Origin of the sequence: Streptomyces sp. MS191 (genome assembly GCF_008042125.1) — a bacterium.
GTDB lineage: Bacteria > Actinomycetota > Actinomycetes > Streptomycetales > Streptomycetaceae > Streptomyces.
In genome coordinates this window covers 526,365-548,669 of record NZ_RDBI01000040.1, presented here as the reverse complement: position 1 = coordinate 548,669, position 22,305 = coordinate 526,365, and the positions used below count along the sequence as shown (strand labels likewise).

Here is a 22,305-nt window from a genome sequence, read left to right as displayed (position 1 = left end):
CCGCCGCCCCCAGCCGGGGCTGGAACGACTTCGCCTGCAAGCCCTCCGCCGACCACCCCCGCCCGGTCGTCCTCGTCCACGGCACGTTCGGCAACTCCGTCGACAACTGGCTGGCCCTCGCCCCGTACCTGGTCAACCGCGGGTACTGCGTCTTCTCGCTCGACTACGGCCAACTGCCGGGCGTGCCCTTCTTCAACGGGCTCGGCCCGATCGACAAGTCGGCCGAACAGCTCGACACGTACGTGGACCGGGTCCTCGCCGCCACCGGCGCCGCCGAGGCCGACCTCGTCGGCCACTCGCAGGGCGGCATGATGCCGCGCTACTACCTGAAGTTCCTCGGCGGCGCCGACAAGGTCAACGCGCTCGTCGGCATCGCCCCCGACAACCACGGCACCACGCTGCTCGGCCTGACCAAGCTGCTGCCGTACTTCCCCGGCGCGGAGGACCTCCTCAACGCCAAGACCCCGGGGCTCGCCGACCAGGTGGCCGGCTCGCCGTTCATCACCCGCCTCAACGCGGGCGGGGACACCGTGCCGGGCGTCCGCTACACGGTCATCGCGACCCAGTACGACGAGGTCGTCACGCCGTACCGCTCCGGGTTCCTCTCCGGCCCGAACGTCACCAACGTCGTCATCCAGGACAAGTGCGCCCTCGACCTCTCCGAGCACGTGGCGATCGGGACGGTGGACCGGGTGACCTTCCACGAGGTGACCAACGCCCTCGACCCGGCCCACGCGACCCCGACCACCTGTCTGTCCGTGATCGGCTAGACCCCGGCAGCTCCTGGCGACCAGCCGTCGGCGAGCGATGCCCCTAGCGGCTGTGTCGGCCCGCCGGCAGCGACCTGCGGCGGACCGTGGTGAAGAGCAGCGCCGCGCCCAGCGCCAGCACCGTGGCGCCACCGGCCGCCAGGTACGGGGTCGACGAGTCGCCTCCGGTCTCGGCGAGGTTCTCGCCGGAGCCGGCGGCGGCGGGCTCGTTGGGCGCGGCGGGCTCCTCGGAGGCCGGGGCGGCCGGGTCCGTCCCGGCCTCCGTGCCGTCCGCGTCCGTCGTGGCGGCCGGGGCCGCGGCGGTCTCCTTCGCTCCCGTCCCGGCGTCGGCGTCCCCGTGCCCGCCGTGCTCGACCGAGGACTCGTCCGTGCCGTCCTCGATCTGCTCGTCCGTCGGCGCGCTCGCCGTCGGCGCCGGGGCACCGCCCGCGCTGCCGTTGTCCTTGCCGAAGACGACGTCGGAGCAGGTGTAGAACGCCTCGGGGGAGTCGGAGCGCTGCCAGACCGAGTAGATCAGGTGCCGGCCGGACTTGTTCGGCACGGTCCCGTCGAAGACGTAGTCGCCGTTCTCCATCCGCGGGTCGGTCACCGTCGCGAACGGCTTCTCCTCCAGGTCCGACCACTTCAGCGGCTTGGTGGGGTCGTAGCCGTCCTTGGTGACGTACAGCGCGAACGACCCCTTGTGCGGGGCGGTGCCCTTGTAGCGGAACGTGTGCTTGCCCGAGGCGAGGCTGCTGGCCGGCCAGTCGCCGCGCGCGAGGTCCAGCCCGCGGTACTTGTCGTTGCCCGCGCTGCACAGCTTGCCGTCCGGGATCAGCTCACGGTGCTTGCCGGCCGCGTTGGCGATGTTCACCGCGTTCCAGTCGTAGAACGCCTGCGTCCCGCTCGCCGCCACCGCCGCCTTGCACGCGGCGGACTTCGGGCTCTCCGGCCCCTCCGCGTAGCAGGCGGACACCCGGCTCACCGGATCGGTCATCGACCCGTGCGCGACGGCCGGCGCGGCGCCGATCCCGGCGAGCGCGAGGGGCGCGATGCCGAGCGTGAGAACGGTGGCGACCGTACGACGACGAGAGGTCATGACGGGGCAACTCCTTCGAGGGGGGAAGTGGGGCCGCGGAACAGCCGCGGTCCACGGACCCGCCTGCTCCGGCGCTCAGCAAGCTAGCCCCTGCGATCGCCGAATCCGGCTGCCCGGACGGGGCGACGGTGATCCTTATGGTCGCTTTAAGGGGCTCGTAAGCGGCGGCTCAGGAACAGGCGCCGGCGCCCCTCGTTCGGTTCAGCCCGGTCGGCGGTGGCGCCGCTCCGGGCGCCCCGTCCCGCCGTCCCGCAGGGTGATCTCCGCGCGGCCCGTCTCCGTGAAGTACTCCAGGTAGCGCCGGGCGCTCCCCCGGGACAGGGCGCCCTCCCGTGCGCACTCCGTGGCCGACAGGCCCTCCGGAAGCGCGCGCAGGATGCCGTCGACCAGTTCCGCGGTCGGGGCGGCGAGGCCCTCGGGGAGTTCGCGCGAGCCGGGCGGGCGGTGAGGCGCTCGACCTGGTCGTCCTGCTCGTCATCGGGCTGATCGGCTTCGGCATGCGGCGCTACGGACTCCCCGTCCTGCCCGCCGTCATCGGCGTCATCCTCGGCCCGGCCGCCGAACAGCAGCTGCGGCGCGCCCTGCAGATCAGTGACGGGTCGCCGGCCGGACTGGTCGACACGCCCTTCTCGCTCACCGTCTACGCCGTCGTCGTGCTGCTGCTGGGCCGGCCGCTGCTGAGGAAGGTGATCACGCGCCGTCGTAACGTGACGGTATGACACACGCGCTGCCCCGCCCCGCCGTCGCCACCGACGTGCCGGCCGTCAAGGCCCTGATCGACGCGGCCTTCGGGCACTACGTCGAGCGGATCGGTCTCGTACCCGCCCCGATGCGGGCGGACCACGCGTCGAACGTGGCGGCGGGGCGGGTGTTCGTCCTCGGCGATCCCGTCCGGGGCCTCGTGGTCGTCGTCCCCGAGGACGACCACCTCTACCTCGACACGATCGCCGTCGCCCCCGCGGCCCAGGGCACCGGACTCGGCCGCACCCTCATGGCATGGGTCGAGGCGCGGGCCCGCGAGCTCGGCCTGCCCGAGGTCCGCCTGCTCACCAACGCGATGATGTGGGAGAACCAGAAGCTGTACGAGCGGTACGGGTACGAGGCCGTCGAGCGGCGGGCGGACGGACCGTACGACCGTATTCACTACCGAAAACTGCTCAACTCGCCCCCGATCGGGTGAGTTTCGGTGTCGGAGCGGCGTGATCCGGTATCCCTGGCGGGCGACATCACCCCCCCACCGAAGGACCCTCCCATGCGTCTCCGGCTCGCCCTCGCCCTCGGCACCCTGCTGCTCGCCGCCACCCCGACCGCCGCGACCGCCGCGCCGGCCCGTCCCCTCGACAGGGCCGGAGCCCTCCTCGCCGACGGGATCGCCGTCGACGGGACCGGAACGGTCGCGTCGGACGGGACGGTCACCCTCTCCGGCACCTACCGCTGTGTCGACGACAGCGCCGGGACGGTCTTCGTGAGCAGCTCGCTCGTCCGGCAGGACCGTTCCACCGGCATCGGCGGCACCCGCGCCGTCTGCGACGGCCGGGTGCGCGCCTGGTCCCACTCGGGTGTCGTGGAGGAGCCCCTCCGGCGTGCGGGGGCCGCCCATGTGCGGGCCGCGCTGATGCAGCTCGTGCCGGGGCCCATGGGCCTCCCGGTGCCCGGCGTGCGCGCCACCGAGGAGGCGGACGTCGAACTGGGCCCGCGTGCCTGACCGGTGAGCGCCACGCCGGACCGGGCCCCGGCCAGCCTGACCGGCGAGCGTGGCGCGCGGCGGACCGCCCGCCGCCCGCCTGACCGGCGTACACCGGGCCCGGTCAGCGGGACGGGCCGACGCCCAGCAGGTCGACCAGACCCTCGCGGCCGAGGACCTCCAGCTCGTCCAGGGCGACGACGGCGCAGGCCGCCGCCTCGGGGTCGGCGGCGGTCAGACCGCTCGCCGCGAACTCGTCCTCGTCCAGCCGCAGCACCTCGCTGCCGTCGGCCGACACCCACAGGTCCAGGTCCAGGTCCTCGACCACGACCTCGTCGCCGTCGATCGCGGCCGGCCGGGTGACGTCGCAGTACCAGCCCTTGAGCGTGCCGTCGGCGGAGCGGACCTCCTTGACCGCGTACCAGCGGTCGCGCCAGTAGTGCTCGACGAAGACGTCCCCCGGCTCGAAGCGCACGAAGCCGAAGTCCCGTACCCCCTCGGCCGCCCAGGGGGCGCGGACCGTCAGCCGGTGACCGTCGTCGGACACGACGTCGGCGGGATACCGGATCTTCGTCCGGCCCGCCTTCGTCAGCACCACCTCAACCGACCGTGCGGACATGGCGCACCTCCGTCGCGCAGATCTCGTAGCCGAACCACTTGTTGATCGCGAGCATCGGCCCGTTGCCCGCGTCGTTGCCGGTGAAGGCCTCGGTGCAGCCGGCGGCCCGGGCCCGGTGCAGCGAGTGGTTCTTCGCCAGCTTGGCCAGGCCGCGGCCCCGGAAGGCCGGATCCGTGCCGGTCATCCCCGAGTTGTAGCGGCCCAGGCCGTCGTTCTGGGCGGCGCTGAACGCCGCCGGCCGGCCGTCGACGACGGCGACCGTCGTCAGCTCGGCGTCGAAGAGGGGGTGGTTCCAGGTGGTGGCCAGCCAGTGCGCGTAGTCCGTGAGCTCGGCCCCCACGTCACCCGGCTCGTCCGCGGTCGTCAGCGCGTCCAGCGTGAACAGCGGCCGGGGGTCGTCCGCGTACGCCGAGGCCGGGCGCAGTTCGACCTCCGCGGGCGGCTCGGCGAGGGGCGGGAGCGCGGCACCGGCCAGGTCGAGACGGAGGAAGTGGGCGGAACGGCGGGAGGTGTAGCCGTGCCGTTCGGCGAAGGCCCGGTTCGCCGGGGCGTCGAGGACCCAGCTGTACAGCGTGGTCGCGCCGCGTTCCGTCAGGTGCTCCTCGGCGGCCCGGGCGAGCAGGGTGCCGGCGCCGAGGCCCTGGTGCTCCGGATGGACGTAGATGTTGAGGGAACCGACGTGCGGTTCCGGTGCGTCGTGGGCGAGCCGGATCTGCGCGCTGCCGATGATCTCGCCTTCGGCGTTCGTGGCCACCAGCGGACGTTCGTGGGCGTCGGGGTGGGCGTGCGCCCAGTCGAAGGCCACCTGCTCGGCGGTGGCGAGCATGAAGGGGAGTGCGGCGCGCCGGACGCGGGCGAAGCCCTCGGCGTCCTCCGGCCGGACATCGCGGACGATCACAGTCATGGCCCGAAGGTACGCGCAGGCAGAGGACGGTCGCCTCCCAATTTTTCCCGGATCGGGGGCAGAATCGGGCCGTGACCTTGCGAATCGCCGTGGACACCGGCGCCACCACCGCTCCGTACGAACAACTCCGCGCCCAGATCTCGGAGCGCGCCCGCTCCGGGGCGCTGCCCGTGGGCTACAAACTGCCGACGGTGCGCGGCCTCGCCGAGGACCTGGGCCTGGCGGCGAACACGGTCGCCAAGGCGTACAAGGCGCTGGAGGCCGACGGGGTGATCGAGACGCGCGGCCGGCACGGCACGTTCGTGGCGGCGGCGGGCGACGCGGCGGACCGGCTGGCGGCGGCCGCCGCGGCCGGCTACGCGGAGGAGGCCAGGCGGCTGGGGCTGACCCGGGAGGCGGCCCGGGCGGCGGTCGAGGACGCGCTGCGCGCGGCCTACGGCGGCTGATCGCGGGCGGGGCCCGGCCCCAGCCCGGCGCGGGGTCCGGCGCGAGGTCCGACAGCCCGGCGCGGGGTCCGGCGCGGGTCCGGGAGGAGGTCAGGGAAGACCGGCCGACCGCGCACCGGGGGCCCGAACCGTTCGGGGCGCCGGTCGGTGCCGGCCCTTCCCGATCCCCCTCCCGGACCCCGTTCCGGAGGCGCCGGCCGCCGGGCTCACAGGTAGAGGCCGGCCTCCGGGGCGCGGGAGCCGGGGACGCCGGCCGCGGGGGTGCCGCGGCGCAGTGCGAACAGCTCCGCGAGCGTGGCGCCCTCGCGCCCGACGCCTTCCTCGGTGCCGAGCCAGTTGACCGCCTCGTGGTGCGTCAGGGCGCCCACCTCGACCCGCGCCAGGCACCGGCCCGGGCGGACGACCGCCGGGTGCAGCCGCTCCAGGTCCTCGTTGGTCGTGACGCCGACGAGGACGTTGCGCCCCTGCCCGAGGAGGCCGTCCGTCAGGTTGAGCAGCCGGGACAGCGCCTGGCCGGCGGTGTGCTTCGCCTCGCCGCGGATCAGCTCGTCGCAGTCCTCCAGGAGCAGCAGCCGCCACCGCCCCTTGGCCGTGCCCTCGTCCTCGCCGATCGCGATGTCCATCAGGTAGCCGACGTCGTTGAAGAGCCGCTCGGGGTCCAGGACGCAGTCCACCTGGCACCAGTCCCGCCAGGAGCGGGCGAGGGTGCGCAGCGCCGAGGTCTTGCCGGTCCCCGGCGGCCCGTGCAGGAGCAGCAGCCGCCCCGCGATGTCGTCCGGGGTGACCTTCATCAGCCGGTCCATCGCGTCGGCGACCGGCGCCGTGTAGTTGGGGCGGATCTCCTCCCAGGTGCCGGCGCTGATCTGACGGGTCGTGCGGTGCGGGCCGCGCCGGGGCGAGACGTACCAGAAGCCCATCGTCACGTTCTCGGGCTGCGGTTCGGGATCGTCCTTCGCCCCGTCCGTCGCCTCCCGCAGGATCTTCTCCGCGAGGTCGGCGTCCCTCGCGGTGACGGTGACGTCCGCGCCCCGGTTCCAGCGCGAGACGAGCAGCGTCCAGCCGTCGCCCTCGGCGAGTACGGCGCGGCGGTCGTCGTCCTTGGCGGCGCGCAGCACGTGGGCGCCGGCCGGCAGCAGGGTCGCGGCCGGCTTCACCCGGTCGAGGGTGGTGCTGTGGGAGTGCGGCTGCTCGCCGGTCGCGAAGCGGCCGAGGAACAGCGCGTCGACGACGTCGGCGGGGGAGTCGCTGTCGTCGACGTTGAGCCGGATCGGCAGCGCCTGCCGCGGGTCGGACGGTTCCGACGGTCCCGGCGGCCCGGACGGTACGGGCGAAGTGGCAGACATGGCGCCCATGATCCGGCAACCGGGCATTTCGCGCACGGTGTTTTGAACGGGACGCTCCACGCGTCGCATCGGACCACGTCACCGGCTTGAACCCGCTGCTCCATCCAGGGGTTTCGAGCCACTCCGTCAGGGCCGTCGCCCACGGTCGAAGCGGCTTCGGGGGCAGGTGCGTGACGGAGTCTCAGTGAGCGCTTTCCAAATGTTCTTGGCATGGACACTTCCAGACCGTCGGGTCCGCTGCTACTACCTAGTAACGCAGAGATCCTGCTACAGGGAGGTTTCATGAAACTGTCGCGCATCACGGCGTTCACGTCCTCACTCCTGCTCGGCGCCGTCCTCGCCCTCACCACCGGCGCGGGGGCCGCCCAGGCCGCCGAGACCGCCGCACTCGACTACGTGGCCCTCGGTGACTCCTACTCCTCCGGTGTGGGGGCCGGGAGTTACGACAGCGCCAGCGGCGACTGCAAGCGCTCCACGCGCGCCTTCCCGGTTCTCTGGGCGAACGCGAACTCCCCCTCCTCCTTCGCCTTCACCGCCTGCTCGGGCGCCCGAACGGGTGATGTGACGAGCAGCCAGCTCGGTCCCCTGTCCGCCGCCACCGACCTCGTCTCGATCACCATCGGCGGCAACGACGCCGGCTTCGCGGACGTCATGACGACCTGTGTCCTCCAGTCCGAATCCACCTGCGTCAACCGCGTCAATCAAGCCAAGGGTTACGTCGACAGCACCCTGCCCGGGAAGCTCGACGCGGTGTACTCGGCGATCAGGGCCAAGGCCCCCGCCGCCCGGGTCGTCGTCCTCGGCTACCCCCGCTTCTACAAGCTGGGCGGCGGCTGCATCGCCGGGCTGAGCGAGAACGAGCGGACCGCCATCAACAACGCCGCCGACTACCTCAACGCGGCCACCGCCAAGCGCGCGGCCGACCACGGCTACACCTTCACGAGCGTCGTCCCCGCCTTCACCGGACACGAGATCTGCTCCGGCTCGGCCTGGCTGCACAGCGTCAACTGGCTCAACATCGGCGAGTCCTACCACCCCACCGCCTCCGGGCAGTCCGGCGGCTACCTGCCCTCCTTCAGGAGCGCGGCGTAACCGCACCCCCCGCGCCGGTGGCCCCGTCCGTCGGGGTCGCCGGCTCGCAGGTCACCGAGAACGCCTCCCAGTCCGACTCGGTCCGGGCCGGTGCGCGGACCTCCAGCCGGACCCGGTCGCGATGCGCGCCGGCACCCCGTTCCGCCGTCTCCGTGTGGTCCAGCTGACGCGAGGACGGGCCACCTTCGGGGAACTCCAGCTTCCGCCAGTCGGAGTCGGACCCGTCGCCGCTCTCCGTGACCCAGTGGTACTCGACCGAGGCGGGTGTCCGCCCCACCGCCACGGCCGCCGTGAAGGCGGGCGCGGCGTCCTGCGGCGGCGGGCACGGGCCGGCGTACCGCGCGCGTACGGCGGTCACGAACACCTGCACCGTCTGAGCCGGCGGCGTGGGGCTCCCGCTCGTCGGACCGCTCGTCGTGGGGCTCGGCGTCGGGCTCGTCGAGGGCGTCTCCTTCGACGGGGTCGACGAGGCGCTCGTGGGGGCGGTGGTCGTGGCGGGCGCGCCCGTCGTGTTCCCGCCGCCCGGAGACGTACCGCCGGGCTCGTCGTCCCGCAGCAGCACGTACGCCAGCCCGCCCACGGCCAGCAGCAGGAGGGCGATCGCGACGGCGAGCACCACGGCGGCGCGCCTCCGGCGTTGTTCGTCCTCCCCGGGCCGCACGACCGTCGGCGACCCGCTCCCGGGTGCGCGGGCCGGCGTCGGCGGAGGGGTGGGCGCACCCCCCTCGGCCGAGCCGACGACCGGCGCCGCGCCCGCCGGTTCCGCCCGCACCGGCCCCGAACGCGGCGTCCCGCCGGCCCCCACCAGCCGCAGCTGCCGCTCGGCCTCGGCGGCCGGCGGGCGCTCCTCCGGGTCCTTGCGCAGCAGCCCCTCGATCACCGGGGCCAGCGCGCCCGCCCGGAGCGGCGGCGTCGGCTCCTCGTCCACCACGGCCCGCAGGGTGTCGAGCGCCGAGTCCCCCCGGAACGGCGGACGGCCCTCCACGGCCCGGTACAGCAGCACCCCGAGCGACCACAGGTCCGAGGCGGGACCCGGGGTGCGCCCGAGCGCCCGCTCCGGAGCCAGGTACTCGGGCGACCCGACGAGCTCTCCGGTCATCGTCAGCGGGGAGGTCCCCGCCACGGTCGCGATGCCGAAGTCGGTCAGCACGACCCGGCCGTCGTTGGCCATGAGGACGTTGCCCGGCTTCACGTCCCGGTGCAGGACCCCCGCCTCGTGCGCTGCGCGCAGGGCCGCCAGCACCTCGGCGCCGACGTGGGCGGCGCGTTGCGGGGGCATCGGGCCCTCCGCGTCCAGGACCTCGGCGAGGGTGAGCCCGCGGACCAGCTCCATCACGATCCACGGACGGTCGTCCTCGGTGGCGACGTCGTAGACCGTCACGACGTTGCGGTGCGAGATCCGGGCCGAGGCCCACGCCTCCCGCTCCAGGCGGGCGTACAGCCGGCGCCGGTCGTCGGTGGGGAGCCCGGCCGGCGCGCGGACCTCCTTGACGGCGACGTCACGGGCCAGGGCCTCGTCCCGGGCCCGCCAGACGGTCCCCATGCCGCCCTCGCCGAGGACGTCCAGGAGCCGGTACCGCCCTGCGATCACGGTCATGGCGCGTCCCTTGTCCGGCGATGGGTGCAGTGGGGCATATCTGCCCCCGGGCGGGGTACTTCGAACTCACCCGGCCGGGTTCGCGTTGATCTTGGTGGTGGAGATCACACACCGTCAGGTGATCAGGAGTGACGACCTTGAGTGCAGGATGGTTCGTGACGGTTCGGCAGCTGTTCGATCGCTGTCCAACTCGCCCTGGAATCACACGGATTCGGAGAGTGACCGTCAACCCCCGTACGAGTGTGGTGAATCGCGTCGTCGGGATACACGGGTGTCACAGCGGGGCGATAGGGTTAACCTGCCCGGGCCGGGTGCCCTCGTTAGGGTGGGGAGTGACATGGAACAGATAGCAATGCGCAGCAGGCCGCGAGTGCCTGCCATCACCTGCGGTAGCAGCGCGACCAGTTCGCGGCTCGACCGTCATCTCGCGGTGCTCGGCGGCCCCGCCGTGCCGCAGCGCGAGGCGGCCGAGGCGACGCTACTGATGCGCGAACTGACCGCGCGCGACCGCACGCGCAGCCGTGGCAGCAAGAGCGCGCGCGTCTCGCTCTTCGCCCCGCTGCGCCGCCTGCGCCGCTCGCTCTTCGGCAACCACGGCTGACGGGCCGGACCGGTCGGACCGGGACGCCGTGTGCTCCTCGCACGCGCACCCCGCCCGCTCCCCGCTCGGCCCGACCGCCGGCCTCCGCCTCATCAGCACGATCGTGGGCATCTGTTCCGCCCCGGGTCCCACCGGGAACCCCGCGGAACAGATGAACGCACCCGACGGCGCCGCCTCCCCCGGCGACCGTCAGGCCACCACGCCCCGCTCGCGCAGCTCCCGCAGCTCGTCCTCGGCGACCCCCAGCTCCCCGAGCACCTTCGCGGTGTCCTCGCCCAGTGCCGGGACGCGGCCCATGCGCGGCTCCGGCCCGTCCGGGAACGTCACCGGCGGGAGCAGCGCACGCAGTGACCCGACCGGCGAGTCCACGGACCGCCAGCGGTCCCGGGCCGCGAGCTGCGGGTGTTCCGCCAGGTCCGCGACGGTGTTGAGCCGCGCGCAGGCGATGCCCGCCGCCTCCAGCCGAGCCAACGCCTCCGCCGCGTCGAGCGGCGCCAGTGCCGCCGCGACAGCCTCGTCGGTCCTGCCGCGGCCGGCCACCCGCGCCGTGTTCGTGGCGAACCCGGGGTCCTCCGCGAGCTCCGGCCGCTCCAGCACCCGTTCGGCCAGACGCCGCCATTCGCGGTCGTTCTGCACGGACAGCAGCACCAGGTCCCCGTCCGCGGTCGGGTAGGCGTCGTACGGCGCGATGACGGCGTGCGCCAGACCCGTGCGCGCCGGTGCCGTGCCCCCGTGCATCACATGGTGCAGAGGGTGACCCATCCACTCGGCCAGCGCGTCCAGCAGCGAGACCTCCACCGGGCCGCCGCGTCCGGTGGTGCCGCGCCGGACCAGCGCGGCGAGGACGCCCGTGTACGCGTACATCCCGGCCGCGATGTCGGCCGCCGGGACACCCGACTTGACCGGCTGGTCCGGCGTCCCGGTCACCGACACGAGCCCCGCCTCGCACTGGACCAGCATGTCGTAGGCCCGCTTGTCCGCGTAGGGCCCGCCCGGCCCGTACCCCGAGACGTCGACCGCGATCAGCCGCGGATGCGCGGCGCACAGGGTGGCGGCGTCCAGGCCGAGCCGGGCCGCCGCCCCCTGGGCCAGGTTCTGCACGAACACGTCGGCCCCCGCGACCAGCCGCCGGACCAGGGCGAGCCCCCGGGGGTCCTTGAGGTCGACCGCTACCGACTCCTTGCCCCGGTTGCACCAGACGAAGTGCGAGGCGAGCCCGCCGGCCGCCGTGTCGTACCCGCGGGCGAAGTCGCCGCCGTCCGGGCGCTCGATCTTGACGACCCGGGCGCCGAGGTCGGCCAGCTGGCGGGTGGCGAAGGGGGCGGCCACGGCCTGTTCGACCGCGACGACCGTGATCCCCTCCAGGGGGAGTGGCTGAGTGCTCATGGAAGCCCTGCCTACCCTGCGGGCACCGCCGTTGTCACCTGCCGACCGCTCCTCGGTCACCCGGCGCGGACGGCCGCCCGCGGCACCGGCGGCGGTCGCCCCGCACCCGTCACCCGCGCGCGTACCGGCGAACGGCGGGCGGCGCGAAGAGGGCGATCAGGAGCAGGGACCAGAGCACCGCCCCGGCGACCGGATGCGCCACCGGCCAGGCGGCGTCCGCGGGTGCGGACGCGTTGCCGAAGAGCTCGCGCACCGCCGTCGTCACCGCCGAGATCGGGTTCCACTCGGCCACCGTGCGCAGCCATCCCGGCAGACCCTCGGTCGGGATGTACGCGTTGGACAGCAGCGGCAGCATGAACGAGGCGCTGCCGAGCTGGCCGGCGGCCTCCTCGCTGCGCGAGGCGAGGCCCAGCAGGATGCCCACCCAGGTCGTCGCGAAGCGGAAGAGGAGCAGCAGCCCGAAGGCGCCGAGCGCCTGCGGTGCCGTGCCCTCGATCCGCCAGCCCATCGCCAGCCCGGTCAGCAGCAGGGGCACCATGCCGACCGCGCTGACGAGCACGTCCGCGAGCGCCTGGCCGAGCGGCACCGCGGTCCGGCTCATCGGAAGCGTCCGGAACCGGTCCATCACCCCCCGGTGGGCGTCCTGCGCGGCCTGCATCATGCCGGTCATGAGACCGCCGGCCGCCGTCGCGACGAGCAGGCCCGGCACCAGGAAGGCGCGGTAGTCGGCGCCGGGCATCGCGAGCGCGCTGCCGAAGACGTACCCGAAGAACAGGAGGAAGACGATCGGCATCGTCTGGGTGAGGACGACGATCGCCGGGGCGTGCCGGACCCGCCGCAGGTGCCGGCCGAGCATCGCCCACCCGTCGGCCAGCGCCGCCCGCGCGGACGGCGCCTCCGTCCCGCCCTGGACCCATGCGCTCATGCCGCGAGCTCCTTCCGGTGCGTGAGGCGCAGGAACACCTCGTCGAGGGTGGGCGGACGCAGGCTCGCGTCGACGATCCCGACGCCGGCCGCGTCCACCGCGCGGACCAGTCGCGGCAGGGTGAGCGTGGCGTCGGTGGTCACCACGCCGACCGTGCGGCGCTCGGCGTCCAGCACCGGCGCGGAGCCGGTGAGCTGGTCGAGGACGGCGGCCGCGGCGGTGAGCAGGGCGGGGTCGGCGACCACCACCTCCGCGCGGTTGCCGATCGCGGCCTTCAGTTCGGCCGGGGTGCCGCGATGGGCGGCCCGGCCCTCGTCGATCAGCACGATGTCGTCGGCGAGCTGGTCGGCCTCCTCCAGGTACTGGGTGGTGAGCAGCACGGTCGTGCCCTGGGACGCCAACCCCCGTACGGCGTCCCAGATCCCGTTCCGGCTGTGCGGGTCGAGCCCGGTGGTGGGCTCGTCGAGGAAGAGGACCCGGGGCGGCACGAGGAGGCTCGCGGCCAGGTCCAGCCGGCGGCGCATGCCGCCCGAGTAGGTCCGGGCCGGCCGTCCGGCGGCCTCGGCCAGGCCGAACCGCTCCAGGAGCTCGTCGGCGCGGGCGCGCGGGGCGCGCAGCAGCCGGGCGAAGAGCCGCAGATTCTCGGCGCCCGTGAGGTCGCCGTCGACCGAGACGTGCTGGCCGGTGACCGCGATGCGCCGGCGCACTCCCGCCGGGTCCCGGACGACGTCGTGCCCGGCGACCCGCGCGCTGCCCCCGTCGGGGGCGGCCAGGGTGGTCAACACCCGTACGGCGGTGGACTTGCCCGCGCCGTTCGGGCCGAGGACGCCGCAGACCGTGCCTTCCGGGACGGCGAGATCGAGCCCGCGCAGGGCATGGACCTCCCCGTAGCGCTTCTGCAGACCTTCACTAAGTACGGCGTACGTAGTAGTCATGGCCCGACCATACCCCACTACGTACGGCGTACGTAACTACGATGGAGGCGAGGTGATGATCCATGGCGGGCCGAGCGGCCGAACCCGAAGTGATCTGGGCGCGCCCCGAGCGCGCGGGTCGCGGCCCCAGACCGGCGTACAGCCGTGCCGACATCGTGGCCGCGGCGGTGCGCATCGCCGACGCCGACGGCATCGACGCGGTCTCGATGCGCCGGATCGCGGCCGAGGTCGGCTGCGGCACGATGTCGCTCTACAACTACGTGCCGCGCAAGGAGGATCTGTACGAGCTGATGGTCGACGCCGTCAGCGCGGAGTACGAACTGCCCGACCCGCCGAGCGGCGACTGGCGGGCCGACATGCTCGCCGTGGGCCGCCAGGCCCGGGCGATCCTGCGCCGCCACCCCTGGGTGATCCGGCTGATGACGACCGCGTACGCCTTCGGCCCCCAGGCCCTGCGCTTCCTGGAAGGGTGCCTGGCCTGCCTGGACGGGCTCGACCTCCCCGGCGGCACCAAGATGGAGCTGATCGCGACGGTCAACGGCACCGTGATGACGATCGTCGCCAACGAACTCGCCCTCGCCGAACGGGCCCGGGGGCTCCCCTGGTCGGAGGAACAGGAACAGGCCGTGCGCGGCGCCTACCTGATGGGACGCCTCGCCGAGGGCGGCCACCCGCGGCTGGCCGCCGTCCTGAGCGAGTCCGGCGGCGCGCCGCTCGACCCCGAGGAGATCTTCGAACGGACGCTGGGGCGGGCGCTCGACTCCTTCGTGACGGGTGAGGGGGCGTCTTGACCCGCGGCGTTGTCGACACGGCTGAGGGGCGGCTCGGGTCCGGCGCGGGCCGGTAGCCTTCCGGCACGACCCACGGGAAGGCACGGAGCGACACGGTGACGGCGATACGAGACCTCCACAACGTCCGGACGCGGCCCGCGGAGGACGCGACGACCCCCCTCACCGACGAGGAGGAACGGCGCTACCGGGCTCTGCTGTTCAGCGAACTCGGCAACGAGATCGCCGACAAGGGCTGGGTCCGCTACCCGGCCCACACCCGCGAGGACCGCCGCCGCCTGGTCGACGTCGCACAGCGCCTCACCGCCCACTGGGGGCAGCGGGTGACCGTCGAGGCCGAGGACCACTGCCGGCTGAGGCTCTGCCTCGCCGGACACGAGACCGGGCCGAAGCCCCTGCCCTGACGGCCCGACCCGGTCCTCAGAGCAGGGCGAACTGGCCCTCCGGGCCTTCCTCCTGGTGGTCCAGGACGGACGCCGGGCGGCGCGCCGCCGCCGGTACCGGAAGCACCCCGGCCGCCCGGAGCTCCGCGCGGGTCGGTCCCGGGTGCGCGGCGAGCGCCGCCCGCTCCGGCTCCCGCTGGGCCAGCAGCGCGAGAACCGTGATCAGCTCCAGCAGCTCCGAGGTCCACTCCTGGGGCCAGGCCACCGGGCCCATCGCCTCCAGGCTGCCCGGCTCGGCCGGGGCCGTACGGTGCGTGAACCACTGCTCCAGCATCCGCGCGCCCGACACGTGGAAGTCCCACGCCTCGGCGGGCACGGGGGAGATCCGGCCCTCGCCCAGCTCCAGGGTCTCCTCGCCCGCGTCGTACGCCACCGTCGCCGGCCGGGCCGGGACGGGCACCCGCACGTAGGGCCGACGCCCGCCCGGCAGCCGCGGCTTCTCGCCGCCGTGCGCGCCGCGCAGCTGGATGCCGGTGAGACGCCGGCCGAGCTCCACACCCGAACGCCAGACCTCGGCGTCGTACGGCAGCGGCACCCGGCACCCGGCGGGGGAGGGGAGCGCCGCCGCGACCACCCAGGCCGACAGGTCCGCGGGTGCGACGGGCTGCCCGTACCGCTCGCACAGCAGGGGCAGCAGGCCGGGCGCGATGTTGGGCTCCCGGCCGCCGGGGCGGCGGAACAGCGGGCGGATCCGGCCCGGCCGTCCGGCCGGCGAGCGGCCGTCGGGCACCGCGGCGGTCACCAGCAGCGCGGGTCCGGCGGCCCCCGGCACATGGCCCTGCTCGACGACGAACAGCTGGGAGTCGTCGGCGACCCGCCACAGCTCGGGCCGGGCGGTGTCGATCAGCCGGTGGTCGGGGAGCAGCCACTGTTCGTCGAAGGGCCCGTGGGCGAGGCGCACGGGTGCGGGGCAGGGGCCGTCCTCGCGGGCGAACCGGCCGGTACCGGTGCGCTGACCCGGCAGCGCGGCCACCGAACTCGCCGTCGTGCGCGCCCTGCTGGGGCGGAACAACGCCTCCCGCTCGTCCCCGCGGGCGGCCACCAGCCGCTCCCAGCGGGCCCGCAGCGTGCGGACGTCGGGCGCCACGATCCAGGACCGCCCGAGCCGCAGCGGTGCCACGGACCAGGGCATGAGCTCGTCGAGCAGCGGCATGTCGTCGAGCCGCGGGTCTTCGGTCACGCCCCGCATGCTAGGGGGTGTCTTGCCGATCCCGCCGGGCTCCCGGCGTCCTGGAACGCCGTCTCCCGCGTTGTCGTCGGTCGGCATGGCTCCGCCATGCCTCTGTCCTCCGCCTTGGATCCGAAGCCCCATGACGCCGCTCGCTCGTCCGGCCTGATCGACAAGACACCCCCGAGGGGGTGCCGTGCCGATCCCGCCGGGCTCCCGGCGTCCTGGAACGCCGTCTCCCGCGTCGCCGGCGGTCGGCATGGCTCCGCCCCCACGGCCCGGCAGCGAGGGAGGTGCCCCCACCTCCGCCTTCCGGTGCGCCCGGCCCTCAGTGCCGGGCCTCGACCGTGACGGTGAAGGAGAAGCGGTCGCCGCGGTAGCGGATCCGGGCCACGTCCACCACCCGGCCGTCCTCGTCGTACGTCACGCCCGTGTAGTGCAGGATCGGCGACAGCAGCGGCACCTGGAGCAGCGCCGCCGTCTCCGGGTCCGCGAGCCGGGCCTCGACCGTGTCCGTGATGCGGCTGATCCGGACGCCCACCACGTCCCGCAGCACCTTCGTCATCGGCCAGCGTTCCAGATCCGCCGGATCCACCGCGGCCGCCAGCTCCGGCCGCACGGCGTTCTCGGCCCAGTTGGTGGGCTCGCCGCTCTCGCCGTCGCAGCGCAGCCGCCGGTACGCGACCACCTCCGGCAGGTCCGGGAAGTACTCGGCCAGCTCTCCCGGCACCGGCTCGGTGCCGTGACCGAGCACCGTCGTCCGCTCGCCGGACTGCTGGGCCACGATCGCGTCGATCGAGCCGAGCAGCCGGCGAGGGCTCGAACGACGGGCGCCCGGCTCGATGAAGGTGCCGCGCCGCCGGTGCCGGCTGATCAGCCCCTCCTCCTCCAGCTCCTTGAGGGCCTGGCGCATGGTCAGCACGCTGACGCCGTAGTGGGTGGCGAGCTGCTCCTCGGTGGGCAGCCGCAGGGAGGCGTCGGGCGTGCGGCCGAGTATGGACGCGCGCAGGGACTGCGAGACCTGGTACCAGAGGGGCAGCTTGCGGTTCAGGACCAGCGAGTCGGGGGCGAAGGCGGTCACGGCGTTCTCCGTACTACGGCGTACTACGACCGGAAGTGGCGCTCAAGACCCTGCCACACGTCGTCGTACCCCTTCTGCAGATGGTCGGCGTTCGCCGCCTGCGCGGTGGCCGTGACGGGCCAGCGGGTCTCGAACATGAAGGCAAGGCCGTCGTCGATCTTCTGCGGCTTCAGCTCGGCGGCGCTCGCCCGGTCGAAGGTCTCCCGGTCCGGGCCGTGCGCGGACATCATGTTGTGCAGCGAACCGCCGCCGGGCACGAAGCCCTCCGCCTTCGCGTCGTAGGCGCCCTCGATCAGGCCCATGTACTCGCTCATGACGTTGCGGTGGAAGTACGGCGGGCGGAAGGTGTCCTCGCCCACCAGCCAGCGCGGGGCGAAGACCACGAAGTCGACGCCCGCCAGGCCGGGGGTGTCGGACGGCGAGGTGAGCACCGTGAAGATCGACGGGTCCGGGTGGTCGTACGAGATCGTGCCGATGACGTTGAAACGGTGCAGGTCGTAGACGTACGGCGTGTGGTTGCCGTGCCAGGCGACGACGTCCAGCGGGGAGTGGGTGTAGGTCGCCGACCAGAGGTTGCCGCAGTACTTGTTGACGACCTCGACCGGGCCCTCGACGTCCTCGTAGGCGGCGACCGGCGCGCGGAAGTCGCGGGCGTTGGCGAGGCCGTTGGCGCCGATCGGGCCGAGGTCGGGGAGCTGGAAGGGGGCTCCGTAGTTCTCGCAGACGTAGCCGCGGGCGCTCTCGTCGAGCAGGTCGACGCGGAAGCGGACGCCGCGCGGGATCAGCGCGATCTCTCCCGGGCGGACGGCGAGCAGCCCCAGCTCGGTGCGCAGGAGGAGGCCGCCGCGCTCCGGCACGATCAGCAGCTCGCCGTCGGCGTCGCTGAACACCCGGTCCATGGACGCGTTGGCGTGGTAGAGGTGCACGGCCATGCCGGTCCGCTGGGTCGTGTCCCCGTTGCCGCCCAGTGTCCACAGGCCGGCCAGGAAGTCGGTGCCGGGCGCGGGGTCGGGCAGCGGGTTCCAGCGCAGCCGGTTGGGGTCGGGGACGGCCTCCGTGAAGGGGGCGGACCGCAGCGCGCCGTTGTCGGTCCGGGTGAACGGCGGGTGCGCGGCCGACGGGCGGATCCGGTACAGCCACGAGCGGCGGTTGTGGGCGCGCGGCTCGGTGAACGCGCTGCCGCTCAGCTGCTCGGCGTACAGGCCCAGCGGCGCGCGCTGCGGCGAGTTCCGCCCGTGCGGCAGTGCGCCCGGTACCGCCTCCGAGCCGTGCTCGTTGCCGAAACCGGTGCTGTACGCCAGCGACTCGGCCGTCTTTCTCGCCTGCGCGGTGGTCTCCGTGGTCATCGCCCGCTCCTGTCCTGAGCCCGCAAGGGAATCCTATGGATGACCGTAGGATTCCGCGACCGCTCGCGTCAACGGGGTCCCGGCAGGTCTCGATTCGACGTGATGCGTGCACGGGGGGTTCCAAAAGATGAACATTGCTCTACTCTCACGCCCATGTCGTGGACCCGCAGGCTCCTTGTCGCGCTCTCGGTCGTTCTCGCGGCGCTCGCCGCCGCGCTCGTCACCGCCCCCGGGGCCCTGGCCCACGAGGAGCGGCCCGTCACCTTCCCCGACGGCTCCGGCAGCGTGCCGGTGCTGCGTACGGGGGAGCCCGATCTCCTGGTCTGCAAGACCGACCGGGCCGACTTCGCACGGCGGACGGCCGGCTTCCCGGCCGATCTCAGGGCCCGGAACCAGGCCCTCTTCGAACGCTGCGCCCGCACCGGATACCGCCATCTCCAGCAGGCCGTCGACGCCGTCGACCGCCCCGGCATGACGATCGCCGTCCTGCCCGGCCTCTACGAGGAGGAGCCCTCCCTCGCCCCGCCGGCCGGCGCCTGCGCCACGCTGAAGGCGCCCAAGTCGTCGCTCGGCTACCAGATCCTGTCGTACGAGCAGCAGAAGCAGTGCCCGCACAACCAGAACCTGGTCGCGATCCTCGGCAAGAAGAACCTCCAGATCGAAGGCACCGGAGCGTCCCGCCTCGACGTCGTCGTGGACGCGAAGTACGCCAAGCTCAACGCCATCCGGGCCGACGAGTCGGACGGGATCTACTTCCGCAACTTCACCGCGCAGCGCACGACCTTCAACTCCCTGTACGTGCTCGCGGGCGACGGCTTCGTCATCGACGACGTCCTGACCCGGTGGAACGACGAGTACGGCTTCCTGACGTTCGCCTCCGACCACGGCCTGTACAAGAACTGCGAGTCCTACGGCAACGGCGACTCCGGCATCTACCCCGGCTCGGCCTCCGACATCAACGACGGCCGCGGCTACGACGTCCCGCGCCACTCGATCGAGATCACCGGCTGCCGCAGCCACCACAACATGGTCGGCTACTCCGGCACGGCCGGGGACTCCGTCTACGTCCACGACAACGAGTTCGACCACAACATGGGCGGCGCCTCGATGGACTCCGCCTTCCCCGGCCACCCCGGACTCCCGCAGAACCACGCCCGCTTCGAGCGCAACGTGATCCACGACAACAACCAGAACTACTACCGGTACGTCGCCGACGGCACCTGCGCCAAGCCGCCCGTGGAGCGCGGCTACGAACAGGGAATCGTCTGCCCGCAGATCTCCATGCCGCCCGGCACCGGCATCATCACCGCGGGCGGCAACTGGAACCTCTACGAGAACAACTGGGTGTACGGGCACCAGCGCGCCGCCTTCTTCCTCAGCGCCGTCCCCGCCTTCATCCGCGGCGAGTCGGCGTGGGGCAAGCAGACCGACACCTCCCACCACAACCGCTACGCCGGGAACCGCCTGGGCGTCGACCCGTCGGGCGCCTCCCGCCCCAACCGCACGGACGTGTGGTGGGACGGCCAGGGCGGCGGCAACTGCTGGCAGGCCGACGCGGAGGTCTCCACCCCGGGCTCGCTGCCCGAGTGCGGAGCGCGCTGGGGCGAGGTCTCCGGCGACACCGACCGGCTGGTCGGCGAACCGGTCAAGATCGCCCAGCTCCTGGTCTGCGCCGACTACAACGTCCAGGCGCGGCGGCTGCCGGCCGGCTGCGACTGGTACGGCGCCCGCGGCGTCCAGCGCGTCGAGACCCAGCTGGCCCTGGCCTGTTCGCTCGTCCTGGCGCTGGTGGGCGGCATCCTGTGGTGGCGCCGGCTGCGCGGCAGCCGGCTCGCCGGCGTGGCGACCCTGCTGGGGCTCGCGGGCCTGGTCCTGGACGTGGCCGGGTCGACCCTGCGGCTCGCCCCCGGCCCGCTGCCCGCGCTGGCGCTGCTCCTGATCGGTGCCTGGTGGGTCGGCGTGGGCCTCGCGCTGCGCCCCACGCGCCCGGCGTTCGCCTGGACCACGCTCGCCCTCGGCGCCCTCACGCTCCTCGACGCCTTCGACAAGGCCGTCCTGATGATCCCCTGGATCCCCCTGAGCCCGGCCTGGCTGCGTGCGCTCCTCGCGGTGGTGTGGGTGCTCTGGGCCGTGATCGCGGCGGGCCGCACCACGAGCCCCGCCCCGGACGACGGTACGGCCCCCGACGCCGGCAGGGCGCGGGCCGCCGCGGCGGCGGACACGGTGGCAGCGGACGCGACGGTTCCGGGCGCAGTGGTCTCGGGCGCAGTGGTCTCGGGTGCCGCGGCAGCCGACACGGCGGACTCCGCACGGCCCGGCGCGGCGACACCCACCTCGCCGGGCTCCGCGCAGGCCACCGCGGCGCACCCCGCCACCGAGCCCCCCGAGCAGCCGGGCACGGATCTCCCGGCCGGGGGTTCGGCGTGAGCGCCGGAACGACGCCAGGCGCAGGCAGCGGCTCCGGCTCCGCCCGCGGCGCCGACACGCCCGGCACGGCCTGCGGCGCCGACACGCCCGGCACGGCCTGCGGCGCCCACGCGGCCGACTCCGGTCTCGACGCCGAGTCCGTCCGCGACGCCGACTCCGCCCACGCGGCCGACTCTGTCCGGGACGCCGGCACCGCCCGCGGCGCCCACGCGGCCGACTCCGTCCGCGACGCCGAGTCCGTCCGCGACGCGCGGCGCACCCGGCTCGGCGACCGCACCGGGCCCACCGGGTCCACCGGGTCCACCCGGCCCGGCAGGCGTGCCGGGGGCGCGCGGCGGGCCCGGCCCGGCGACCGCACGGCGCCGTGCCCCGTCGCCACCCGGGGCGCGGCGTCGCGCCGCCCCGTCGCCTCCGTGGCCGTCGTCCTCGCTGTCGTCCTGACCGCCCTCCTCGCCGGCGGCTGCGGTGGGCGGGCCACGACCCACCACAAGCCGGGGACCACCCATCAGGAGGCGACCGGGAGCAGCGGCACGCTGCTCGCGGCGAAGGACGAGTCCGGGCACCGGCTGCGGGAGGTGCCGGCCGCCGGTGCCCCCGCCGTGCGGGTCGAGGCGCGACCCGACTCCGAGGGCGGCTGGAACATCCACCTCACCGTGGAGAGGTTCCGCTTCACCCCGGAGAGCGTCGGCGGCGCCGCCATCCCGGGCCGGGGGCACGCCCGGCTCCTCGTCGACGGACGCGAGACCGCCCGCCTCTACGGCCCCTGGCACCACGTCCCCGCCGGTGCCCGCACCCTGACCGTCCGCCTCCACGCGGACGACCACACCGTCTGGGCCGTCGCCGGGAAGCCCGTGGAGGGCACCCTCCGCCTGGGCGCCCCAGGCGCCCCCACGCCGACGGCGGCGTCCTCGGCGCCGTCCCCCTCTCCGAGCGCTGACCCCGGCCGTACCGTCGCCATCACCGTCACGGGCACCTCCGTCCAACCCCGCCCCTCCCGCATCGAGCTGAGGAAGGGCGACCTCCTCACCCTCCGTGTCACCGCCGACCGCGCCGACACCCTGCACGTCCACGGTTACGACCGCGAACTCGCCCTCCAGCCGGGCCGCCCGGGCACGATCAGCCTCACCGTCGACCGCACCGGCCTCTTCGACGTCGAGACCCACGAGTCCGGACTCGTCCTGACCCAACTCGTCGTCCGGTGACCGCCGCCACCCCCGTCCCCTTCCTGCCGCTCGCCCACGGCGTCGGCTCCCGGCACGACCTCCCGCTCTCACCCTTCTACGCCTACGCCGGCGCCTTCGCCGCGCTCTTCGTCTCCTTCCTCGCCCTCGGCCTGCTCTGGTCCGCCTCCCGTTTCCGGGGGGCGGACGCCGGCCGCCCCCTGCCCGCCGCCGTCCAGCGCGTCGCCGACGCCCGGGCCACCCGCGTCGCCCTGCGCGTCCTCGGCCTCGCCGCCGCCGTCACCGTCCTGCTGCACCTCCTTCTCGGTCCCGACGACCCCGACCGCAATCCCGCGCCCGGCACCGACTTCCTGGCCGGCCTGTGGACACTGGGCGGCAACGGGGACACGACCCAGCGGACCGGCATGGCCGTGCACCTCTACCACGCCAACGCGTCCATGGACCGGGTGTTCAGCGACGCCGACGGCGAGCTGCTGATCGTGCCGGAGCGC

General features: G+C 74.1%; 22 protein-coding genes and 2 pseudogenes. 12 read left to right on the top strand and 12 right to left on the bottom strand.

From position 1 onward, the window contains the following. Positions 1-770, top strand: a 770-nt coding sequence (locus tag EAO71_RS09410) for an esterase/lipase family protein (RefSeq protein ID WP_147979191.1), incomplete at its 5' end; no start/stop codon positions are given. Between the two features lie 43 nt (positions 771-813). Here the strand turns inward: EAO71_RS09410 and EAO71_RS09405 are convergent. Continuing rightward, positions 814-1,848 (bottom strand): lytic polysaccharide monooxygenase, encoded by a 1,035-nt coding sequence (locus EAO71_RS09405; RefSeq protein WP_147977308.1) that lies wholly within the window; start codon positions 1,846-1,848, stop codon positions 814-816. A gap of 201 nt (positions 1,849-2,049) precedes the next feature. Continuing rightward, positions 2,050-2,292, bottom strand: a pseudogene (locus tag EAO71_RS38655) (two-component system response regulator); the annotation flags it as partial. Here EAO71_RS38655 and EAO71_RS09395 point away from each other — a divergent pair. From EAO71_RS09395 to EAO71_RS09385, 3 genes and pseudogenes are all read left to right on the top strand, one after another. Continuing rightward, positions 2,271-2,567 (top strand): annotated as a pseudogene (locus tag EAO71_RS09395) (tripartite tricarboxylate transporter permease); the annotation flags it as partial. The pseudogenes EAO71_RS38655 and EAO71_RS09395 sit on opposite strands and share 22 nt — an antisense overlap. Continuing rightward, positions 2,564-3,028, top strand: coding sequence for a GNAT family N-acetyltransferase (locus EAO71_RS09390; protein WP_147977307.1), 465 nt, complete (start codon positions 2,564-2,566; stop codon positions 3,026-3,028). The pseudogene EAO71_RS09395 and the gene EAO71_RS09390, both read left to right, overlap by 4 nt. Positions 3,029-3,100: 72 nt before the next feature. After that, positions 3,101-3,553 carry a DUF6299 family protein gene (locus EAO71_RS09385; RefSeq protein WP_147977306.1) on the top strand — a complete coding sequence of 151 codons (453 nt, stop codon included), beginning with the start codon at positions 3,101-3,103 and terminating at the stop codon, positions 3,551-3,553. A 103-nt stretch (positions 3,554-3,656) separates the two neighbouring features. Here EAO71_RS09385 and EAO71_RS09380 read toward each other — a convergent pair whose 3' ends face one another. Both EAO71_RS09380 and EAO71_RS09375 read right to left on the bottom strand, forming a co-directional pair. Beyond that, positions 3,657-4,151, bottom strand: a complete 495-nt coding sequence (locus EAO71_RS09380) for a ribonuclease FAU-1 family protein (RefSeq protein WP_147977305.1) — start codon at positions 4,149-4,151, stop codon at positions 3,657-3,659. Next, positions 4,132-5,055: a GNAT family N-acetyltransferase gene (locus tag EAO71_RS09375; protein WP_147977304.1), complete on the bottom strand. Its 924-nt coding sequence runs from the start codon at positions 5,053-5,055 to the stop codon at positions 4,132-4,134. Before EAO71_RS09375 ends, EAO71_RS09380 begins: the two co-directional genes overlap by 20 nt. Positions 5,056-5,126: 71 nt before the next feature. Here EAO71_RS09375 and EAO71_RS09370 point away from each other — a divergent pair, with 71 nt between their 5' ends. Further along, on the top strand, positions 5,127-5,501 hold the full coding sequence (locus tag EAO71_RS09370; protein WP_147977303.1) for a GntR family transcriptional regulator: 375 nt from the start codon (positions 5,127-5,129) through the stop codon (positions 5,499-5,501). A 206-nt stretch (positions 5,502-5,707) separates the two neighbouring features. Here EAO71_RS09370 and EAO71_RS09365 read toward each other — a convergent pair whose 3' ends face one another. Further along, entirely contained in the window at positions 5,708-6,853 is a 1,146-nt protein-coding gene (locus tag EAO71_RS09365) for a DUF5925 domain-containing protein (RefSeq protein ID WP_399757352.1), read from the bottom strand. A 273-nt stretch (positions 6,854-7,126) separates the two neighbouring features. Between EAO71_RS09365 and EAO71_RS09360 the strand changes: the two genes are divergently transcribed. Next, entirely contained in the window at positions 7,127-7,936 is an 810-nt protein-coding gene (locus EAO71_RS09360; protein WP_147977301.1) for an SGNH/GDSL hydrolase family protein, read from the top strand. Here the strand turns inward: EAO71_RS09360 and EAO71_RS09355 are convergent. Continuing rightward, positions 7,920-9,533, bottom strand: coding sequence for a serine/threonine-protein kinase (locus tag EAO71_RS09355; protein WP_147977300.1), 1,614 nt, complete (start codon positions 9,531-9,533; stop codon positions 7,920-7,922). The genes EAO71_RS09360 and EAO71_RS09355 overlap by 17 nt on opposite strands. Before the next feature lie 337 nt (positions 9,534-9,870). On the opposite strand from EAO71_RS09355, the gene EAO71_RS09350 reads away from it, so the two are divergent. Continuing rightward, positions 9,871-10,134, top strand: a complete 264-nt coding sequence (locus tag EAO71_RS09350) for a hypothetical protein (protein WP_187282621.1) — start codon at positions 9,871-9,873, stop codon at positions 10,132-10,134. Between the two features lie 189 nt (positions 10,135-10,323). On the opposite strand, the gene EAO71_RS09345 is transcribed toward EAO71_RS09350, so the two are convergent. From EAO71_RS09345 to EAO71_RS09335, 3 genes are all read right to left on the bottom strand, one after another. Beyond that, positions 10,324-11,520, bottom strand: coding sequence for a CaiB/BaiF CoA transferase family protein (locus EAO71_RS09345; RefSeq protein WP_147977299.1), 1,197 nt, complete (start codon positions 11,518-11,520; stop codon positions 10,324-10,326). A 109-nt stretch (positions 11,521-11,629) separates the two neighbouring features. Next, positions 11,630-12,445: an ABC transporter permease gene (locus EAO71_RS09340; RefSeq protein ID WP_147977298.1), complete on the bottom strand. Its 816-nt coding sequence runs from the start codon at positions 12,443-12,445 to the stop codon at positions 11,630-11,632. Next, positions 12,442-13,380, bottom strand: a complete 939-nt coding sequence (locus EAO71_RS09335; RefSeq protein ID WP_147977297.1) for an ATP-binding cassette domain-containing protein — start codon at positions 13,378-13,380, stop codon at positions 12,442-12,444. The genes EAO71_RS09340 and EAO71_RS09335 overlap by 4 nt, the downstream gene beginning before the upstream one ends. A gap of 62 nt (positions 13,381-13,442) precedes the next feature. Between EAO71_RS09335 and EAO71_RS09330 the strand changes: the two genes are divergently transcribed. Both EAO71_RS09330 and EAO71_RS09325 read left to right on the top strand, forming a co-directional pair. After that, on the top strand, positions 13,443-14,171 hold the full coding sequence (locus tag EAO71_RS09330; RefSeq protein WP_147977296.1) for a TetR/AcrR family transcriptional regulator: 729 nt from the start codon (positions 13,443-13,445) through the stop codon (positions 14,169-14,171). 95 nt (positions 14,172-14,266) lie between these two features. Then, complete coding sequence (locus EAO71_RS09325; protein ID WP_261992068.1) at positions 14,267-14,572, top strand: hypothetical protein; 306 nt, start codon at positions 14,267-14,269, stop codon at positions 14,570-14,572. Between the two features lie 16 nt (positions 14,573-14,588). Here EAO71_RS09325 and EAO71_RS09320 read toward each other — a convergent pair whose 3' ends face one another. The 3 genes from EAO71_RS09320 to hmgA form a co-directional block, all read right to left on the bottom strand. Beyond that, the gene (locus EAO71_RS09320; protein WP_147977295.1) at positions 14,589-15,800 is read right to left on the bottom strand and encodes a type ISP restriction/modification enzyme; all 1,212 of its coding nucleotides are present in this window, start codon (positions 15,798-15,800) and stop codon (positions 14,589-14,591) included. 307 nt (positions 15,801-16,107) lie between these two features. Beyond that, positions 16,108-16,860 (bottom strand): GntR family transcriptional regulator, encoded by a 753-nt coding sequence (locus tag EAO71_RS09315; protein WP_147977294.1) that lies wholly within the window; start codon positions 16,858-16,860, stop codon positions 16,108-16,110. A gap of 23 nt (positions 16,861-16,883) precedes the next feature. Then, on the bottom strand, positions 16,884-18,206 hold the full coding sequence (hmgA, locus tag EAO71_RS09310; RefSeq protein WP_147977293.1) for a homogentisate 1,2-dioxygenase: 1,323 nt from the start codon (positions 18,204-18,206) through the stop codon (positions 16,884-16,886). A 153-nt stretch (positions 18,207-18,359) separates the two neighbouring features. Between hmgA and EAO71_RS09305 the strand changes: the two genes are divergently transcribed. The 3 genes from EAO71_RS09305 to EAO71_RS37575 form a co-directional block, all read left to right on the top strand. Beyond that, positions 18,360-20,633 (top strand): right-handed parallel beta-helix repeat-containing protein, encoded by a 2,274-nt coding sequence (locus EAO71_RS09305; protein ID WP_261992067.1) that lies wholly within the window; start codon positions 18,360-18,362, stop codon positions 20,631-20,633. A gap of 413 nt (positions 20,634-21,046) precedes the next feature. Further along, positions 21,047-21,835, top strand: coding sequence for a cupredoxin domain-containing protein (locus EAO71_RS09300; RefSeq protein ID WP_147979188.1), 789 nt, complete (start codon positions 21,047-21,049; stop codon positions 21,833-21,835). Then, the coding region (locus tag EAO71_RS37575) for a homogentisate 1,2-dioxygenase (protein WP_187282620.1) at positions 21,832-22,305 on the top strand (474 nt) is incomplete at its 3' end. The genes EAO71_RS09300 and EAO71_RS37575, both read left to right, overlap by 4 nt.

Bases quoted from the DNA above. Each gene is read 5' to 3' on its own strand.
- EAO71_RS09350 (WP_187282621.1), top strand. From the start codon at position 9,871: ATGGAACAGATAGCAATGCGCAGCAGGCCGCGAGTGCCTGCCATCACC.
- EAO71_RS09380 (WP_147977305.1), bottom strand. From the start codon at position 4,151: ATGTCCGCACGGTCGGTTGAGGTGGTGCTGACGAAGGCGGGCCGGACG.
- EAO71_RS09385 (WP_147977306.1), top strand. From the start codon at position 3,101: ATGCGTCTCCGGCTCGCCCTCGCCCTCGGCACCCTGCTGCTCGCCGCC.
- EAO71_RS09345 (WP_147977299.1), bottom strand. From the start codon at position 11,520: ATGAGCACTCAGCCACTCCCCCTGGAGGGGATCACGGTCGTCGCGGTC.
- EAO71_RS09330 (WP_147977296.1), top strand. From the start codon at position 13,443: ATGGCGGGCCGAGCGGCCGAACCCGAAGTGATCTGGGCGCGCCCCGAG.
- hmgA (WP_147977293.1), bottom strand. From the start codon at position 18,206: ATGACCACGGAGACCACCGCGCAGGCGAGAAAGACGGCCGAGTCGCTG.
- EAO71_RS09340 (WP_147977298.1), bottom strand. From the start codon at position 12,445: ATGAGCGCATGGGTCCAGGGCGGGACGGAGGCGCCGTCCGCGCGGGCG.
- EAO71_RS09390 (WP_147977307.1), top strand. From the start codon at position 2,564: ATGACACACGCGCTGCCCCGCCCCGCCGTCGCCACCGACGTGCCGGCC.
- EAO71_RS09320 (WP_147977295.1), bottom strand. From the start codon at position 15,800: ATGCGGGGCGTGACCGAAGACCCGCGGCTCGACGACATGCCGCTGCTC.
- EAO71_RS09355 (WP_147977300.1), bottom strand. From the start codon at position 9,533: ATGACCGTGATCGCAGGGCGGTACCGGCTCCTGGACGTCCTCGGCGAG.
- EAO71_RS09305 (WP_261992067.1), top strand. From the start codon at position 18,360: ATGTCGTGGACCCGCAGGCTCCTTGTCGCGCTCTCGGTCGTTCTCGCG.
- EAO71_RS09360 (WP_147977301.1), top strand. From the start codon at position 7,127: ATGAAACTGTCGCGCATCACGGCGTTCACGTCCTCACTCCTGCTCGGC.
- EAO71_RS09335 (WP_147977297.1), bottom strand. From the start codon at position 13,380: ATGACTACTACGTACGCCGTACTTAGTGAAGGTCTGCAGAAGCGCTAC.
- EAO71_RS09365 (WP_399757352.1), bottom strand. From the start codon at position 6,853: ATGGGCGCCATGTCTGCCACTTCGCCCGTACCGTCCGGGCCGCCGGGA.
- EAO71_RS09375 (WP_147977304.1), bottom strand. From the start codon at position 5,055: ATGACTGTGATCGTCCGCGATGTCCGGCCGGAGGACGCCGAGGGCTTC.
- EAO71_RS09405 (WP_147977308.1), bottom strand. From the start codon at position 1,848: ATGACCTCTCGTCGTCGTACGGTCGCCACCGTTCTCACGCTCGGCATC.